A 16,915-nucleotide genomic window follows, 5' to 3' on the forward strand; every position below is an offset into this window, starting at 1 on the left:
ATTAGTTGTTCCCCTTTCCAAGGTGGAATGTTTCGTATACAGTCCACGTTCCGTTTTCTAATTGATATAGAAGATGGAAGCGATCAATTGGTTGTTCATAATAGAAATCTTTCATACGTAATCGACCTAATACATCAGCATGCTCTGCATCGGATAAGCCTTGTCCGATTGTTAAATGAGGTACGAAAGCGTACTCGCGTTCTTGTATAAAGAATTCGCTATGCATTTCCTCATTTAAGAAAGTAAGTTCAGGTGTTTTTTCTACTTTAAAATAAAGAACATTATTAACAGGTGCGAATGAACCAACTTTTCCGACATGAAGGGTGAAAGGGTTCGTTTTACTTGCGATTGTATGTAATTCTTTTACAATCGATTCTAATTGTTCATCTTGCGTCTCAAAGGGTGTTTTCAATGTAATATGTGGCGGAACTAATGCGTAGTGCGGATCATAACGTTTACGCAATCCGTTCGCTTTATCTTGAATCATTTTAGATGGAAAAATTACAATGCCTAATTTCATGTTCCAATTCCTCCCTTTGTAAGTCTAGTTAGATTTTGAGAAAATAAATCTCTTAATCTATTATATCAAATTATTCTGAATACCGCTCTCTATTATTTCATTGATAGAATATGAGAGAAAGCTTTCGGTAAATCAGTTTGCCAATATTTCCACGTGTGGTTACCTTCAAACTCCTCGTAATGCGTGATGAAATTTCTATCTGTCAGAAGCGTATTGAGCTCACGGTTCGGTTGTACGAAATCAGAAACTTGTCCATCAGTGCGTTTTACGGCTGTTTCTTCTGTCCCAATGACGTGATAAAGGTCTAGCGCCTCCGGATTTTTGAAGTCTTTTGCTAAGCTCATCACTGTTTCATCCACAAATGGTGATTGCATAACGACTTTACCGAATGTATGCGGATACATAAGTGCAGTCATGAAGGAAACTGTCCCGCCAAGAGAATCACCAATTAACACACGACCTTTTCCCATTTGGTAAGTTGGATAATTTTCATCGATATATGGTGCAAGTTCATGAGCAAGGAAACGAATATACGCAGCGTTTTTCACTTCGTTTGGAAAATATTTTTCTTTACGATCGTGTACATTTTTATATGGAATACCGACAATAATTGTACGGTCAATTTCTTCAGTTTCACGAAGGCGCTCAATTACACGGTGAGCTTTACCAAGCTGAAAATAATCTCTACCATCTTGTGCAATTACAACTGTATGTTTGTGCAGTGGTGTGTAATTTACCGGTAAGTAAACGAGAAGTATAACATCTTCTTGAAGTGATGCGCTATAAAATGAAATTTCTTCAATTCTCCCTATTGTTTGATTCATGTAGATCCCCCTAAATAAAAATTTACTGTAATGATTGTAAGAGCGACGCTTGTAGTGAAAAAGTAAGAAATATTCACTAATAAGTGCTTTCGTTTCTATTTTACCATAATGGTACGAAGAATCTAAAAAATTAGTATTTAAGTTGTGAAAGAAAACGGATATAATGAAGTGGGATTTTTGACAGGTGAGAGGGGAGACGGAATTTGAAACAAGAAAGATCAATCGCACTACCATTAGCAATTTCCATTATAGCCATTTCATTCGCAGCAGTTTTTGTAAAGATGTCCTCAGCACCATCTTCCATATTAAGTATGTATCGATTATGGATTATCGTACTTATTATGCTGCCTATCGTTTGGAAAAAAAGGGAAGAGTTTAGTAAGATTCAAATAAAAGATTGGGGATTTTTAATTGGATCTGGTTTCTTTTTAGCGCTTCATTTTCTTTTGTGGTTTGAATCTTTAAAGCATACGACAGTTGCTAGTTCGACGATTATTTTAGCACTTCAACCAATCGTATCTTTAGTTGGAGGTTTTTTCTTATTTAAAGAAAGAACAACATACTCAGCCATTGCGACAATGGGAATAGCGATACTAGGCGTAATGTGTATTGGGTGGGGAGATTTAGGATTAAGTGAACAAGCAATTTATGGAGATATATTATCCTTTTTAAGTGTAATAGCGGTTGTCGGTTATTTATTTATCGGGCAAACAACAGTAAAGAAAGTATCACATTGGATTTATAGCTTTACAGTTTTTGCATTCGCAGGTATTTTTATGGGGATTTATAATATAGTATTGCAAGTGCCTTTTACAGGTTATACGAAGTGGGATTGGACCGTTTTTCTTTTACTTGCGGTTGTGCCGACAGTGTCACACGTCATTAATAATTGGTTATTAAACTACGTAAATGCAACAACAATTTCAATGAGTATTTTAGGTGAACCAGTTGGAGCATCTATATTAGCGTTCTTCTTACTCGGTGAAAGACTAAATGCCATGCAAATTATCGGTAGCATGCTCGTATTGTTTGGTGTATCTGTTTTCTTACTACAGCAACAAAAACGAACAGCAAAAAATGTAGTAAATGAGCCGGCGTATACACAGGAATTATAATGTTAGAGGAGAAAAGAGAAGTTGTGATACTTCTCTTTTTGTTTTACAGAAATATAGGGGAGGAAGGGAAGTTTAATGGAATTTCCATCAAAAAAAGATATATGGTTATATCCGATTTTTTTCGTTATCATTGGGGCGTGTTTTGCTCCTCTATTTGCAGGAAAAGAGTATTTTCTTTTATTTTTTACAATTCCGTTAGCAATATTATTTATGTGGAGTTGGTTTTCGACAAAATACATCGTCGGAGAAGAAACAATTACAATTAGATCAGGTCTCGTTAAAAAAAGCATATTTATACGAGATATAAAACAAATTTCAAATACGAAAAATCCAATAGCTGCTCATGCATTGTCATTTGATCGACTTGAAATTGTTTACGGCGCACATAAAACAGAGATTATTTCTCCTAAAGATAAAGACCAATTCATCAATCTTGTTACAAGTAAAAATTCACACATTGAAATTAAGTAAAAGAGTGGCTAGAAAGCCACTCTTTTACTTTGGATTTGTCATATAAGGTTGTACATGAATAATACAAAGGTCACGGAACTTTCCTTCAGTAGTTGTGACAATTACGACTGCTCTTCCGGCACTTTTTCCAGTAATCGTTACCGTATCACCTTTTGGATACATTGTGATAACATCAGCATTCATATTTGTCCAAATAAGTTCTTTATTCGTTGCTTGCACTGGCAAAACGGAAGCTGATAAATCAGTGCTTTGTCCAGTTCTTACTTTCAACTTATTTTTTTCCATATGAACACCAATGACTGAAATAACAGAAGGAGCGATTGAAATTTTAGGTGGATTAGGTTGTACGTTCAAACAAGACGCAGAAGTATTTGTAATAGGTGAAAATTTTCGTGTTTGTTGTTGCTGGAAAGCTGCTAACATGTTGGAGTCCCCTTTCTGTATAAGTGCTGATAGTACTACTATAAAGGAGTAGTGTTATGTTTAATTTAACGAAACATAAAGAAATTGTTAAATTCGAGTAGAAGATTGTCGAACTTTCATAAAAAGAAAGCTCTGCTGATATGATAACAGCAGAGCTTTCTTTTATAGATTATGACTATGTTGTTTTTCGAAATCCTCAAATTGCTCTTCAATTTCTTTTGAAGCTTGTGTTAGTAAACTAACAATTACGATTACTAGTAAACTAATAGTGAAACCAGGAATCATTTCATATAAGAATTCTTTTAAGAATTTAAACTGAGTCCATATAATAACAGTAGCGGCACCAGAAATCATGCCAGCAAGTGCGCCCCACTTCGTCATACGTTTCCAATATAAGCTTAATAAAATAGCAGGTCCGAATGAAGAACCAAATCCAGCCCAAGCGTATCCAACAAGAGCTAAAATCGTATCATTTTGTTTAAACGCTAATGCGCACCCAACTAATGCAATAACAAGTACAGCCATACGGCCGACAAATACAAGTTCTTTATCAGAAGCAGAACGTTTAAAGAATGTACGATATAAATCTTCTGTTATAGCACTAGAAGTAACGAGTAACTGAGATGAAATTGTACTCATAACCGCTGCTAAAATAGCTGCTAATAAAAATCCAGTAATAAGTGGATGGAATAAAATAGTGCCAAGTTCAACGAAAATCGTTTCTGGATCAGAAAGTTTTAAACCTGCTTTTGAATAGTATGCAATACCGATAAGGCCAGTAAACATAGCTCCGACAACAGAGAAAATCATCCAGCTCATACCAATACGTCGTGCGCTTTTAATTTCTTTTACAGAAGAAATCGCCATAAAGCGTACGATAATATGTGGTTGTCCAGCATAACCAAGGCCCCATGCGAATAATGAAATAATTCCTAATACAGAAGTACCTTTAAAAATATCTAATAATGCCGGATCGATAGATTTAATTGTTTCAAATGCTGGACCAAGTCCATTTACGTGCATAATTGTTACGACTGGAACAAGAATAAGAGCGACTACCATAATGATTCCTTGCACGAAGTCTGTCCAACTTACAGCTAAAAATCCACCAAATAATGTGTAAGCTACGACAACTCCACCAACGATAAGAAGACCAACATGGTAATTGAGTCCAAATGAATTTTCAAATAATACAGCGCCAGAGACAAATCCTGAAGCTACATAAAACGTGAAAAATATCATAATAACAAGTCCAGATACTAGGCGTAGCATATGGGATTTGTCGTGGAAACGGTGTTCCAAAAATTCTGGGATAGTAATAGAGTTGTTTGCAATTTCAGAGTAGGTACGTAAGCGAGGAGCGACATAGATCCAGTTTGCGTATGCGCCTAATGTTAGGCCGATCGCAATCCAACTACTACTTAATCCAACGCTAAACATTGCACCGGGTAAGCCCATTAAAAGCCAACCACTCATATCAGCTGCTCCAGCACTTAATGCTGTTACTGCGGGGCCTAGTGTACGCCCGCCAAGCATATAATCTGTTAAGTTGGACGTTCGTTTATAGGCGAAATAGCCAATTACTAACATCCCGAGCATGTAAATAGAGATAGAAGTTAAAGTTAACATCTGCGTACTCATGTAGTTCCCCTTCCTTTTGTCATGTCTTTTGATGCGTTATGCATATTTATAATCTATCATGATTATTCTGAAAAATCCATACAGAAATACGAATTTTCAGAAATGTAAGCGTTTTTTGACATCATTTTATTTTTTTAATATATAATATTCATACAAAAAACCTTATTTTTGATAGAGTATTTATTATATTTACATAAAAAGAGGTTGTTTTGTCAATATAATATTGAAAGGAAAGAAAAATATTTTTTTTTGAAAAGTATTGACTTGTGAAAAAAATCAGGTCTATAATGAGTGCAACTTAAAAAAATGCAAGCGTTGATGAAGAAGAGTACACATGATGAACATGTCAGAGAGCTGATGGTTGGTGCGAATCAGTATGGGATTGATGTGGAATGGGCTTCGGAGCTTCCAAACCGAAACGAAAGAAGTAGGCTTTGGCGACATGATCTCATCGATACAAGAGACACGTATTGTTTTTGATACGGTAAAGTGCGTTACATTCGTAACGAATTAAGGTGGCACCACGGGAGTACCCGTCCTTTCTATAGGATGAGTACTCCCTTTTTGTGTACAAAAAATTAAATAAATGAAATCGTTGAAGTAAGAAGAGTACGTATATTGGAGACGTTACAGAGAGCCGGGGATAGGTGGGAGCCCGGTGCGGTGCTATATACGGAATGGGCTTACGAGAGGTATGCTGAACAATTATTTTCAGTAGGCAACCCGGGTTCCGCCGTTACAAGGATAAGGTATATATTTTGTACCTGAACAAAGCGGGATGCTTTTGCGTCCAACATGAGGTGGTACCACGGTAAATTTATCGTCCTCTACATATTTTCGATATGTAGGGGACTTTTTTATTTTTCAGATTGAGGTGAAAGGCATGATGACAAAAGAGGAATTTATGAAGAAAAAAGAACAGGGAAGAGCATTTTTAGTAATCGCTGAAGAAGAAGGAGATAGCATTACGCCAATTTCTTTATATAGACGTATGAAAGGAAAGAAAAAGTTTTTATTAGAAAGTTCGCAGCTTCATCAAGATAAAGGACGCTATTCTTACTTAGGATGTAATCCATATGGTGAAGTGAAAAGTGTTGGTACGGAAGTAGAACGAACGATTTACGGCAGGGCAGAAAAGTTGCAAGGTAACGTACTACAAGTGTTAGAAGAAGAAATCGCGTCAGCTCAAGTAGACAGTCCATTCCCGTTTTGCGGAGGAGCAGTTGGTTATATTGGTTATGACGTCATTCGGCAATATGAAAACATTGGAGAAGATTTACACGATCCATTGAATATTCCGGAAGTACACCTTTTACTGTACCGTGAGTTTATCGTGTATGACCACTTACGCCAAAAATTATCATTTGTATATGTATGCAGGGAAGATGATTCAGCTTCTTATGAAGAAGTATATGAAAGATTGCAAGTATACAAAGAGGAAGTGTTACAAGGAGAAGAAGCAGAAGTAACTGAAATAAGATCAACATTATCATTCACTTCTTCTATAACAGAAAAAGAATTTTGCACGATGGTAGAAACGGCGAAAGAATACATTCGGGCCGGGGACATATTCCAAGTCGTATTATCTCAGCGTTTGCAAAGCGAATGTATCGGTGATCCATTCGCGTTATACCGAAAGCTTCGAATTACCAATCCATCACCATATATGTTCTATATCGATTTTCAAGATTATGTTGTACTCGGTTCTTCGCCAGAAAGTTTGTTATCAGTTAGAGAAGATAAGGTGATGACGAATCCAATTGCGGGTACGAGGCCGAGAGGGAAAACGAAGGAGCAAGATGCGGAAATTGAAAAAGAACTGTTAGAAAATGAGAAAGAACGAGCGGAGCATATGATGCTTGTAGATCTTGGTCGGAATGATATTGGCAGAGTAAGTGAAATTGGATCCGTGACGATAGATAAATATATGAAAGTAGAAAAATACTCTCACGTTATGCACATTGTATCTGAAGTTTACGGAACATTGCGAAAACTAATGGGTGGATTTGATGCATTAGCGTATTGCCTACCAGCAGGAACAGTGTCGGGAGCTCCGAAAATTAGAGCGATGGAAATTATAAATGAGCTAGAGAATGAAAAAAGAAATGTATACGCAGGTGCAGTTGGATACGTTAGTTTTTCAGGGAACCTTGATATGGCGCTCGCCATTCGAACGATGGTTGTAAAGGATGAAAAAGCATACGTTCAGGCAGGAGCGGGAATTGTTTATGATTCAGACCCAGTAGCTGAATATGAAGAAACGTTAAATAAAGCGAGAGCACTATTGGAGGTAATGAAATGATTGTACTAATTGATAATTACGATTCATTCACATATAACTTGTATCAACTGTTAGGTGAATACGAAGAAGATATTGTAGTCGTTAGAAATGATCAAATAACGATAGAACAGTTAGAAGGGATGAATCCAACAGGAATTGTGCTATCACCAGGACCAGGAAAACCAGAGGATGCTGGCATTTGTATCGAAGTGATTCGTCATTTTTATAAGAACGTTCCCATATTAGGTATTTGCCTTGGTCATCAAGCAATTATATCAGCATTTGGAGGAGACATTGTAAGAGCAGGACGCATTAAACACGGTAAAACATCACGTGTAAAACATAATGGAACTTCAATCTTTTCATATGTAACACAGCCATTAACGGCGATGCGCTACCATTCCCTTGTTGCAGCGCAAACGAGCTTGCCAGAGTGTTTTGACATACTAGCGACAGCGATGGACGATGGAGAAATTATGGCAGTTCGTCACAATTATTATCCGCTATTCGGATTACAGTTTCATCCGGAATCAATCGCGACAGAAGAAGGTGGAAAGTTAATACGTGCCTTTTTAACAGAAGTGAAGGAGGAGGAAAGAGTATGAATAACTATCTTCGTAAATTAGTGGAGGGACAACATTTAACAGAAGAGGAGATGTATAGAGCAGGGCTTCTTTTATTAAATGAAAACATATTGGAGAGTGAAATTGCAGCTTTCTTAGTATTACTGAAAGCGAAAGGTGAAACAGCAGAAGAAATATACGGCCTTGTTCGAGCTCTTCGTGAAAAGGCATTACCGTTTTCGAACCATATACAAGGAGCGATGGACAATTGTGGGACGGGTGGTGACGGTGCCCAAACGTTTAATATTAGTACAACATCGGCATTTGTACTGGCAGGAGCTGGCGTAAAGGTTGCAAAACATGGTAATCGAGCTGTTTCTAGTAAAACAGGAAGTGCAGATTTATTAGAAGAACTCGGTGTAAATATTAGCAGTACGCCAAACGAAATTGATTATTTATTAGAGCATGTCGGCATCGCATTTTTATTTGCACCAGCGATGCATCCAGCATTAAGACGCATTATGAAAATAAGAAAAGAATTGAATGTGCCGACGATTTTTAACTTAATTGGTCCTTTAACAAATCCGGTAAATTTAGAAACACAATTTGTCGGCATTTATAAACGAGATATGTTACTACCAGTTGCGCAAGTATTACAGAAACTAGGCAGAAAACAAGCGCTTGTCGTAAACGGAAGTGGATTTTTAGATGAAGCATCATTACAAGGAGAGAATTATGTTGTCATTTTGAAAGATAATGAAATAGTAGAAACGAGTATTGAACCTAAGAAATATGGTTTCTCAATAGTGAAAAACGAAGAGATTAGAGGCGGGGATTCGAAAGAAAATGCAAAGATTACGCTCGGAGTATTAAGCGGAGAAAAGAATGTTTACCGCGATACAGTTTTATTCAATGCAGGTCTAGCCCTTTTCGCAAATGGAAAAGCAGAAACGATCGAAGAAGGAATTACACTAGCGGCACATAGCATTGACTCTGGAAAAGCATTAGCCAAACTAAACTTATTAATTGCAGCAAGCAATGAAAAATTAGAAAGGGTGAATTAAAGTGGGGACGATTTTAGACAAAATTGTAGACCAAAAGAAAAAGGAAGTTGCGGCATTATATGAAACGTATACACCATTAAAAGAAATTAGAAAGACACATTCACTTGTAGAAGCGTTACAGCAGTTTACTGTCATTGCAGAAGTAAAGCGAGCATCACCATCAAAAGGAGATATTAATTTACACGTTGATGTACGAAAACAAGTGAAAACATATGAAGAATGCGGCGCAGGAGCAGTATCTGTTTTAACAGATGGTCAATTTTTTAAAGGGTCGTTTCACGATTTACAAACGGCAAGAGCAGAAAGTAACATTCCGCTTTTATGTAAAGATTTCATAATTGATACGATTCAAATTGATAGGGCGTATGAAGCTGGAGCAGATATTATTTTATTAATTGTAGCGGCGTTAACGAAAGAAAAATTAAAAGAGCTGTACAGCTACGTACTAGAAAAAGGATTAGAAGCAATTGTTGAAGTTCATGATGAGCAGGAATTAGAAATTGCAATTCAATTAAATCCGCACGTTATCGGTATTAACAACCGTAATTTAAAAACATTCGAAGTCGATTTAAGCCAAACAGAAAAGCTTGGAAAACGATTAAACGAGGAGAAATTACTTTGGGTTAGTGAAAGTGGGATTCATTTAAAGGAAGATATTATCCGTGTTAAAAAAGCTGGAGCGAAAGGTGTATTAGTTGGAGAAGCACTTATGACATCATCTTCTATTCATACCTTTTTTGAAGATTGTAAGGTGAACATATGAAAGTGAAAATTTGCGGTATCACTGATGTTGAAACGGCAAAACGTGCTTGCGAATACGGAGCTGATGCACTCGGATTTGTTTTTGCAGAAAGTAAGCGAAAAATTACTCCAAGGCTAGCGAAAGAAATCATTCAGGAGCTTCCAACAAACGTGTTAAAGGTTGGTGTTTTCGTAAATGAATCAGTAGAAGTGATCGAGAAAATTGCAGATGATTGCGGGTTAACACATGTGCAACTACATGGGGATGAAGACAATCATCAAATTAGAAGATTGAATATTCCGTCTATAAAATCAATTGGGGTAACTTCAGAGAGTGATATGAAAAATGCTCAAACATATGAAACGGATTATATATTGTTTGATAGTCCGAAAGAAAAGTTTCAGGGGGGAAATGGAAAGACATTTTCATGGGAGTTACTCGCACATATGCCAAAAGAGTCGCGAGAGAAAACGATATTAGCTGGTGGGTTAAACGCTCTTAATATAGAAGAAGCGATTCGAACGATTCAGCCATACATGGTCGATGTAAGTAGCGGAGTGGAGACAGAAGGAAAGAAAGATGTAGAGAAAATAAAACAATTTATTATAAAAGCGAAGGAGTGTTCCAAATGAATTACGCATATCCAGATGAAAAAGGTCATTACGGTATATACGGAGGACGATACGTTCCAGAAACGTTAATGCAATCTGTATTAGAACTAGAAGAAGCATATAAAGAAGCAATGCAAGATGAAGGGTTTCAAAAGGAATTAAATCATTATTTAAAAACGTACATCGGAAGAGAAACACCGCTTTATTTCGCTGAAAATATGACGAAGTATTGCGGCGGTGCAAAGATTTATTTAAAACGTGAAGATTTGAACCATACAGGAGCTCATAAAATTAACAATACAATCGGTCAGGCACTTCTTGCAGTACGAATGGGCAAGAAAAAAGTTGTCGCTGAAACAGGAGCAGGACAACACGGAGTTGCAACAGCTACTGTATGTGCCCTACTCGGATTAGAATGCGTCATCTTTATGGGAGAAGAAGATGTGAGACGTCAAAAATTAAATGTGTTCCGAATGGAATTACTCGGAGCGAAAGTAGAAAGCGTAGCGGCAGGTAGCGGCACATTAAAAGATGCGGTAAACGAGGCGCTTCGCTACTGGGTTTCACATGTACACGATACACACTACATTATGGGATCCGTTCTTGGACCACATCCATTCCCGCAAATTGTTCGTGATTTCCAAAGTGTAATTGGGAAAGAAACGAAAAAACAATATGAAGCGTTAGAAGGGAAATTACCAGAGGCAGTCGTTGCATGTATTGGTGGTGGTAGTAATGCGATGGGCATGTTTTATCCGTTCGTACACGATGAAGAAGTCGCTCTTTACGGCGTAGAAGCAGCTGGAAAAGGCGTTCACACAGAAAAGCACGCAGCGACTTTAACGAAAGGAAGCGTTGGTGTTTTACACGGATCGATGATGTACCTTCTGCAAAATGAAGAAGGACAAATTCAAGAAGCGCATTCTATTTCAGCGGGACTCGATTATCCAGGTGTTGGGCCAGAACATAGCTTGCTAAAAGATATTGGCCGCGTTTCTTATCATTCGATAACAGACGCAGAAGCGTTAGAAGCATTTCAATTATTAACGAAAAAAGAAGGGATTATTCCGGCGTTAGAAAGCTCACATGCTGTCGCATACGCATTAAAATTAGCGCCGCAAATGAAGAAAGACGAAGGGCTTGTCATTTGTTTATCTGGCCGCGGGGATAAAGATGTAGAGAGTATAAAAAGTTATATGGAAGAGGTGTAAAAAATGGGAGTAGAAAAAATTAAAGCAGCGTTTGAAAATGGTAAGAAAGCATTTATTCCGTACGTAATGGGCGGAGATGGTGGCCTTGAAAAATTAAAAGAAAGAATTTGTTTTCTAGACGAAGCAGGAGCAAGTATCGTTGAAATCGGTATTCCGTTTTCAGATCCAGTCGCAGACGGTCCAACGATTCAAAGAGCAGGGAAACGAGCGCTAGATAGCGGTGTAACAGTAAAAGGCATTTTTCAAGCATTAATAGAGGTAAGGAAAAAAGTACAAATTCCGTTTGTACTCATGACATATTTAAATCCAGTACTCGCATTCGGAAAAGAACGATTCATCGAAAACTGTATAGAAGCAGGTGTAGACGGTATGATCGTTCCGGATTTACCGTATGAAGAACAAAATATTATTGCCCCGTTACTTCGAGAGGCAAACATTGCGCTAATTCCACTCGTTACAGTAACGAGCCCAATTGAGCGAATTGAAAAAATTACGAGTGAATCGGAAGGGTTCGTTTACGCTGTTACAGTAGCGGGCGTAACAGGAGTACGTCAAAACTTTAAAGGTGAGATTCATAGTTACTTAGAAAAAGTAAAATCACATACACATTTACCGGTAGTGGCAGGGTTCGGTATTTCAACGAAGGAACATGTAGAAGAAATGATTACAATATGTGATGGAGTAGTCGTTGGAAGTAAAGTCATCGAGCTGTTAGAAAATGAAAAGCGAGAAGAAATATGTGAATTAATACAGGCAACAAAACAAAAAGAAGAGGCATAAGTCTCTTCTTTTTGTTTTACGTAATAAATGTTAAAATATACAGAAAATACATATAACTTAGAGGGTGAGAAAGCATGCTAAGACGTAAACTACTATATCTTCTTCTAACTGTACCATTATACGCTTGGCTCATTAGCATGACGAAAATAGAGGTAATGGCTCTATTTTTAGGATATGTATTCATCTTTTCCAACTTAAATCGCATTCAAGAGCAATCTATTTTAGAAATATGTATATTTTCGATTAGTATAGAACTATTTAGTATCGTTTCGATTGTATTATTAAACGAATTATTTCGCTGGATCCATTCATTTGAATTAATGAAATTTGGAAATGTTGTATTGCAAGTAATATGTGCTTATATTGTGTTTGTTGTATTAGACAAAATAGTTGGACAGCAGAGCGTTTTTCAGGATAAAAGAAAATGGGAGTGATTCAAAAAAGGAGCTAAATGGCTCCTTTTTTGAATCTGTAGTAAAAACAATTGAAAATTATGGCATCTGTTATATAATAGTTAAAAATTGTATTTTTAATGAAAAGAGATGATAACATGGCCATATTGTTGGCACTTATCCCAATTATGATGATTTTCATTTGTTTATTTTTATTTAAACAAACGTCATTACGATCCTCTTTAATTGCTTACGTTGTGTCTGTTGGAATCGTTTTACTCTCGCCAACGTTTCAACTAGGGATAAGTGAAACTGTGCACGCAACGATTAAAGGTTGGTTAATTTGTTTTATTGTCGGGTACGTGTTGTTTTTCGGTATTTTTTTATTTCACCTCATGAATAAAATGGGGTACATCGATCAAGTAGCACGTTTTCTAGAAGAAGTGACGCACGATCGTTTATTACAAATGCTCCTTATGTGTTTTGGTATTTGTCCGCTAATCGAATCAGTAAGTGGATTCGGAATTGGCTTCATGGTTGCAGCACCGATCTTTCTATCATTAGGCTATAAACCGTTTCAAGCTGTACTACTTTCATTTATTGGTTTACTAGCTAGTTCATGGGGGGCAATGGCAACTGGTACAATTATCGGTTCGCAGCTTATAAACATGCCCCTTACAACACTTGGCACAAATACAGCACTACTAAGCATTCCGATGTTTGCTTATTTTGTCATTCTTTCCTTACACATTGTAGGTGGCTGGCAGGCGGTGATTGAAAAGTGGAAGGAAGGATTCGGTTTCTTTTTATTATTTTCTCTCGGAATCTATCTTTCTAACGCATACGTAAGTGTTGAACTTGCAGGTATATTAAGTTCTATCGTTACAATTACATTTGGCTTTCTTATCGTTAAATTAAAAGGAAAAAACGAACAAAACCTAATAACAGAACATGCTGCTACAACGGAGAGAGAAGTATCTATTATAAAAATTATTAGCCCTTATATATTCCTAACAGTTTGTATTTTACTTTCTCGCCTCGTACCAGCATTACATGATGTATTCAGATCATATGCCGTTCTTGATTTGAAATCATACTCTTACAAGCTAGAGCTACTATATTCACCAGGATTTTGGCTCGGTATGACATGCTTATTTACTATTATCTTCTTCCGTATTCCATCTCATATTATTAAACAATCAATCTCGCAAACGATAAAACAATGGATTCCTTTTGCGATTACGACGACAATGTTTATCGCCATTTCAGAACTAATGGGTGCATCTGGCATGCATTCATTACTGGCAAAAACAGCTGGTGAAACATTCGGTCCATTTTTCGTTTTCGTTGCTCCGTTTATCGGTGGAATCGGTGGCTTTTTAACAGGTAGTAATGCAGGATCAAATGCGATGTTCATCAAACTACAAATGCAAACTGCGCAAAACGTAGCACTTCCGTGGCAATACGTTACAACACTTCAAAACACAGCATCGTCAGTAGCGACAATCGCTTGCCCGTCAAGGATTACGTTAGGTGCTTATTTATGTAATATACCGTATCGTGAAAATGAACTATTAAAGAAGACGACGTTAATGATTTTTGGTGCGGTGTTGCTTGTAGTGGTAGAGGTTAGTGTTTGGTATATGTTGAGAAATTAAAAATCCTCCTAACATAGGAGGATTTTTTTTATGATTGGATAATGTTTTTATTATGTAAAGCTTCTACTAAATGAATAGGAGATGAAATGTATGCCCCTAAAAAACTACGGTGTGTTAAAAGGTACAGTTATACAATCAAAGATTGGAAAAGGGAAAACACCTCATTATCAAGTTCATTTACAGGGAGAGACAGGAGTAGATTATCGTATTGCAATTAACGTAAAATCGCAAAGTTATCCGTCAGAAGTTTTATATTTTGCGAGTAACAATATTAGGTCAGAGGCGATTCATATTTTATCGACATTACCATTTGGTTTTACGGAAGTAAAAAATAATGAGCCGAAAGTGGCTTTAGATTATGTAAGAGGAAATCTATTTGACCCAAAACAAATGATTCCTTTACCTCCCGAAAAAGCAGGAACAGATAATGATTTAAACGAAAAAATAGAACGTTATATAAAACGAGCGATAGAAGAAAAGGCAACTATTTATGCGTTCGGTGAAAGATGGGGACCAGAAGAAAATACACCAGATTCCTATTTTCATTTCAAACCAGGAAACGGTATACATGATATTCACATGAATCAAGGGAATGTAGAGAAATGGAAAGGTGATAATGGTATATGGCAAGACGGGGGAATACTCATTCACTTTGAAAAGGAAGAAGAATGGACCGGGATCTTTCTTGCCTTTCAGTCGCAGTCATGGTGTACAGATGAAGAAGGACATGCTCGTGTGCCGGTTGAGCAGTGTGATTATAAGAGAAATAATTGAGGAAAAGAGGGTGTTCAAAAAGAACGCCCTCCTTTTATTTTATAAAATCCCAAACTAACAAGTGTAGAAATACAAGAGAACAGCAGAGCCACACTAGAAAACGCAATGAGGTACATATTATACTTCATCACTTTTCCAAGGAGCTGGTTACTGTCGTACTGAAATAGTCCTGCTATTATGTTGAATAAAAATAATACGATAAACATGACGATAACACCGTCTATTGATCCTTTAATATCTGGTTTACTTAAAGCGATATGTGCAGAAATACAAATGGCGATAAATAAAAATAACCAAAAAGAAGGATTTAATAAATTACTTATTGTAAATAAGCTTTTCAATAATACAAAAGTCGATAAAAGCATGTTTTGAACCATTTCTATATTAATAGAAGTAGAAGCGATTGTTTTTTCGAGAGTTGTATTAAATAAGAAATATGAATTTGGTACGAAATAGCGCATTAAAAGGATTAACGCAGTAATACCGGAAATAATAGGACCGATTCCAATGAAGAAGTTCCCAATTCGTTGATATACACTTTTTTGATTGTATTGATGTTGTACGTAGCCTAAAGCACCTTGACTTGTATCTGTTGGGAAAAACTGCGTTGCTACAATTTTATGACGAAATAGTACACACATAATGGCATGTCCAAGTTCATGAATAGGAACACCGATCCAAGCCGTTAAAAGGAATCCTTTTCTTCCGAAAGCTCTCGACCAATACATTCGTGTGAGAGATTCTAAATAGCCTAATAGAAATCCAATTACAATGATAACGCCAATTAAGGAAAATAATTGGATTACGCTTGTAAGGAGTATTTGAAAAATTGAGTTTACCAATTCCATTGCCTGTCATCCAATCTGTTAAAAATGTTATTTGCTCTGTTTCATAATAGCATTATTTCTCAAGATTGCTAGCACATATATTTTCATTTGAAAGAAGGGTTTCAAAATCTTTTTCTTGTAGTCATGTTTTATGTACAAAGTCATATATTGAATTTGTAACACCCTATATGGTATCTGCTCAAGGAGGGATAAGAGAATGAAATGTCCTGCGTGTCAGACGGAAAATGCAGCAGAGGCAAAGTTTTGCGGGAATTGTGGACATTCGTTGACGGAGGAAGTAGTGGCAAGTAGTGGCCAAGAAGAAGGGCCAGAACAAGCACACGTAGCAAAGGCAAAGGAAACTCGCCCCAATGAAACGGTAGAGCAGGCGAAGCGGTTTGCGAGTGGCTATTTTCAGTTCTTTAAAAATGCTTTTAAATCACCGTCTGCCAGTATAAAAAGCGGCAATATCGAAGTGCGAAATGGAATTACAAGCCTTGTACTTATTTGTTTTTTAGGAGCGTGTATTTTTTATAGAATCATGAGCGTAGCGGCGAATGTTAAAAGAACATTTGCACCGGATGTATCTACGCCTTCTTTCTTTGGCGAGTCTATAAAGGTCTTTTTATTTTTACTAATTTTAACTTTATTTGTCGGATTTATTATTTTTGTAAGTGGTAAGATGATGAAATCACCTTTTTCGTTTCTTGAAGTATTCGGTATATGGGGAACGATAGCGACGCCAGCTATTGCTATATTAGTTCTTTCTTTTCTTTTTAGTTTTTTATTAATCTTCTTACCAATCTTATTAGGGTTGGCTACAACATATATGGGAATTAGTATAATTGTAGCTATAGTAAAATTAGATAACGGCGGATTAGATCCTATTTACACACTTCTTATCGCAAATGTTTTAATCGGAATTGCAACATTCATTGTACTGTGGTCTTACATTAGCACGATAATTCGAGCCTTTACACAGGGATTAACTGGCCTCTAAAGAAAAGGTGGTTGAATG

General features: G+C 36.7%; 18 protein-coding genes and 2 other annotated features. Of the genes, 13 read left to right on the forward strand and 5 right to left on the reverse strand.

The genetic code is table 11. From position 1 onward, the window contains the following. Position 1: 1 nt before the first annotated feature. Both ABH961_RS01575 and ABH961_RS01580 read right to left on the reverse strand, forming a co-directional pair. Positions 2-520: a YjcG family protein gene (locus ABH961_RS01575; RefSeq protein ID WP_000765870.1), complete on the reverse strand. Its 519-nt coding sequence runs from the start codon at positions 518-520 to the stop codon at positions 2-4. A gap of 92 nt (positions 521-612) precedes the next feature. Next, positions 613-1,344, reverse strand: a complete 732-nt coding sequence (locus ABH961_RS01580; RefSeq protein ID WP_098630550.1) for an alpha/beta hydrolase — start codon at positions 1,342-1,344, stop codon at positions 613-615. A gap of 203 nt (positions 1,345-1,547) precedes the next feature. Between ABH961_RS01580 and ABH961_RS01585 the strand changes: the two genes are divergently transcribed. Together ABH961_RS01585 and ABH961_RS01590 are read left to right on the forward strand one after the other, a co-directional pair. After that, positions 1,548-2,459 carry a DMT family transporter gene (locus ABH961_RS01585; RefSeq protein WP_000808244.1) on the forward strand — a complete coding sequence of 304 codons (912 nt, stop codon included), beginning with the start codon at positions 1,548-1,550 and terminating at the stop codon, positions 2,457-2,459. A 75-nt stretch (positions 2,460-2,534) separates the two neighbouring features. Further along, on the forward strand, positions 2,535-2,930 hold the full coding sequence (locus tag ABH961_RS01590; RefSeq protein ID WP_404518802.1) for a PH domain-containing protein: 396 nt from the start codon (positions 2,535-2,537) through the stop codon (positions 2,928-2,930). Between the two features lie 24 nt (positions 2,931-2,954). Here ABH961_RS01590 and ABH961_RS01595 read toward each other — a convergent pair whose 3' ends face one another. Beyond that, on the reverse strand, positions 2,955-3,353 hold the full coding sequence (locus ABH961_RS01595) for an Ig-like domain-containing protein (protein WP_098077763.1): 399 nt from the start codon (positions 3,351-3,353) through the stop codon (positions 2,955-2,957). A 162-nt stretch (positions 3,354-3,515) separates the two neighbouring features. Then, on the reverse strand, positions 3,516-4,994 hold the full coding sequence (gene putP, locus ABH961_RS01600) for a sodium/proline symporter PutP (RefSeq protein WP_098077766.1): 1,479 nt from the start codon (positions 4,992-4,994) through the stop codon (positions 3,516-3,518). A gap of 306 nt (positions 4,995-5,300) precedes the next feature. Next, positions 5,301-5,538 (forward strand) — a binding site (T-box leader). Between the two features lie 42 nt (positions 5,539-5,580). Then, positions 5,581-5,825, forward strand: a binding site (T-box leader). A 52-nt stretch (positions 5,826-5,877) separates the two neighbouring features. Here putP and trpE point away from each other — a divergent pair. The 10 genes from trpE (at position 5,878) to ABH961_RS01650 (ending at position 15,070) form a co-directional block, all read left to right on the forward strand. Next, positions 5,878-7,296 carry an anthranilate synthase component I gene (trpE, locus tag ABH961_RS01605; RefSeq protein WP_141519987.1) on the forward strand — a complete coding sequence of 473 codons (1,419 nt, stop codon included), beginning with the start codon at positions 5,878-5,880 and terminating at the stop codon, positions 7,294-7,296. After that, positions 7,293-7,880, forward strand: a complete 588-nt coding sequence (locus ABH961_RS01610) for an aminodeoxychorismate/anthranilate synthase component II (protein WP_098077772.1) — start codon at positions 7,293-7,295, stop codon at positions 7,878-7,880. The genes trpE and ABH961_RS01610 overlap by 4 nt, the downstream gene beginning before the upstream one ends. Further along, the gene (gene trpD, locus ABH961_RS01615; protein WP_098077774.1) at positions 7,877-8,902 is read left to right on the forward strand and encodes an anthranilate phosphoribosyltransferase; all 1,026 of its coding nucleotides are present in this window, start codon (positions 7,877-7,879) and stop codon (positions 8,900-8,902) included. Before ABH961_RS01610 ends, trpD begins: the two co-directional genes overlap by 4 nt. 1 nt (position 8,903) lies before the next feature. Next, a complete protein-coding gene (gene trpC, locus ABH961_RS01620; RefSeq protein ID WP_098077777.1) occupies positions 8,904-9,665 on the forward strand; it encodes an indole-3-glycerol phosphate synthase TrpC in 762 nt (253 codons plus the stop codon). Continuing rightward, positions 9,662-10,276, forward strand: coding sequence for a phosphoribosylanthranilate isomerase (locus tag ABH961_RS01625; protein WP_048545103.1), 615 nt, complete (start codon positions 9,662-9,664; stop codon positions 10,274-10,276). The genes trpC and ABH961_RS01625 overlap by 4 nt, the downstream gene beginning before the upstream one ends. Next, the gene (gene trpB, locus ABH961_RS01630; RefSeq protein WP_048545101.1) at positions 10,273-11,466 is read left to right on the forward strand and encodes a tryptophan synthase subunit beta; all 1,194 of its coding nucleotides are present in this window, start codon (positions 10,273-10,275) and stop codon (positions 11,464-11,466) included. Before ABH961_RS01625 ends, trpB begins: the two co-directional genes overlap by 4 nt. A 3-nt stretch (positions 11,467-11,469) precedes the next feature. Further along, positions 11,470-12,246 (forward strand): tryptophan synthase subunit alpha, encoded by a 777-nt coding sequence (trpA, locus tag ABH961_RS01635; protein ID WP_098077783.1) that lies wholly within the window; start codon positions 11,470-11,472, stop codon positions 12,244-12,246. A 74-nt stretch (positions 12,247-12,320) separates the two neighbouring features. Then, positions 12,321-12,680 carry a DUF4029 domain-containing protein gene (locus tag ABH961_RS01640; protein ID WP_087984759.1) on the forward strand — a complete coding sequence of 120 codons (360 nt, stop codon included), beginning with the start codon at positions 12,321-12,323 and terminating at the stop codon, positions 12,678-12,680. Between the two features lie 116 nt (positions 12,681-12,796). Beyond that, complete coding sequence (locus ABH961_RS01645; protein WP_098077786.1) at positions 12,797-14,296, forward strand: L-lactate permease; 1,500 nt, start codon at positions 12,797-12,799, stop codon at positions 14,294-14,296. A 90-nt stretch (positions 14,297-14,386) separates the two neighbouring features. After that, entirely contained in the window at positions 14,387-15,070 is a 684-nt protein-coding gene (locus ABH961_RS01650) for a DUF2278 family protein (protein WP_048545095.1), read from the forward strand. A gap of 14 nt (positions 15,071-15,084) precedes the next feature. Here ABH961_RS01650 and ABH961_RS01655 read toward each other — a convergent pair whose 3' ends face one another. Beyond that, positions 15,085-15,918, reverse strand: coding sequence for a hypothetical protein (locus ABH961_RS01655; protein ID WP_048545093.1), 834 nt, complete (start codon positions 15,916-15,918; stop codon positions 15,085-15,087). A gap of 196 nt (positions 15,919-16,114) precedes the next feature. On the opposite strand from ABH961_RS01655, the gene ABH961_RS01660 reads away from it, so the two are divergent. Further along, positions 16,115-16,897, forward strand: coding sequence for a zinc ribbon domain-containing protein (locus tag ABH961_RS01660; protein ID WP_048545090.1), 783 nt, complete (start codon positions 16,115-16,117; stop codon positions 16,895-16,897). Positions 16,898-16,915 lie beyond the last annotated feature (18 nt).

It is taken from the genome of Bacillus sp. RC251 (genome assembly GCF_044908765.1).
Classification (GTDB): domain Bacteria; phylum Bacillota; class Bacilli; order Bacillales; family Bacillaceae_G; genus Bacillus_A; species Bacillus_A wiedmannii.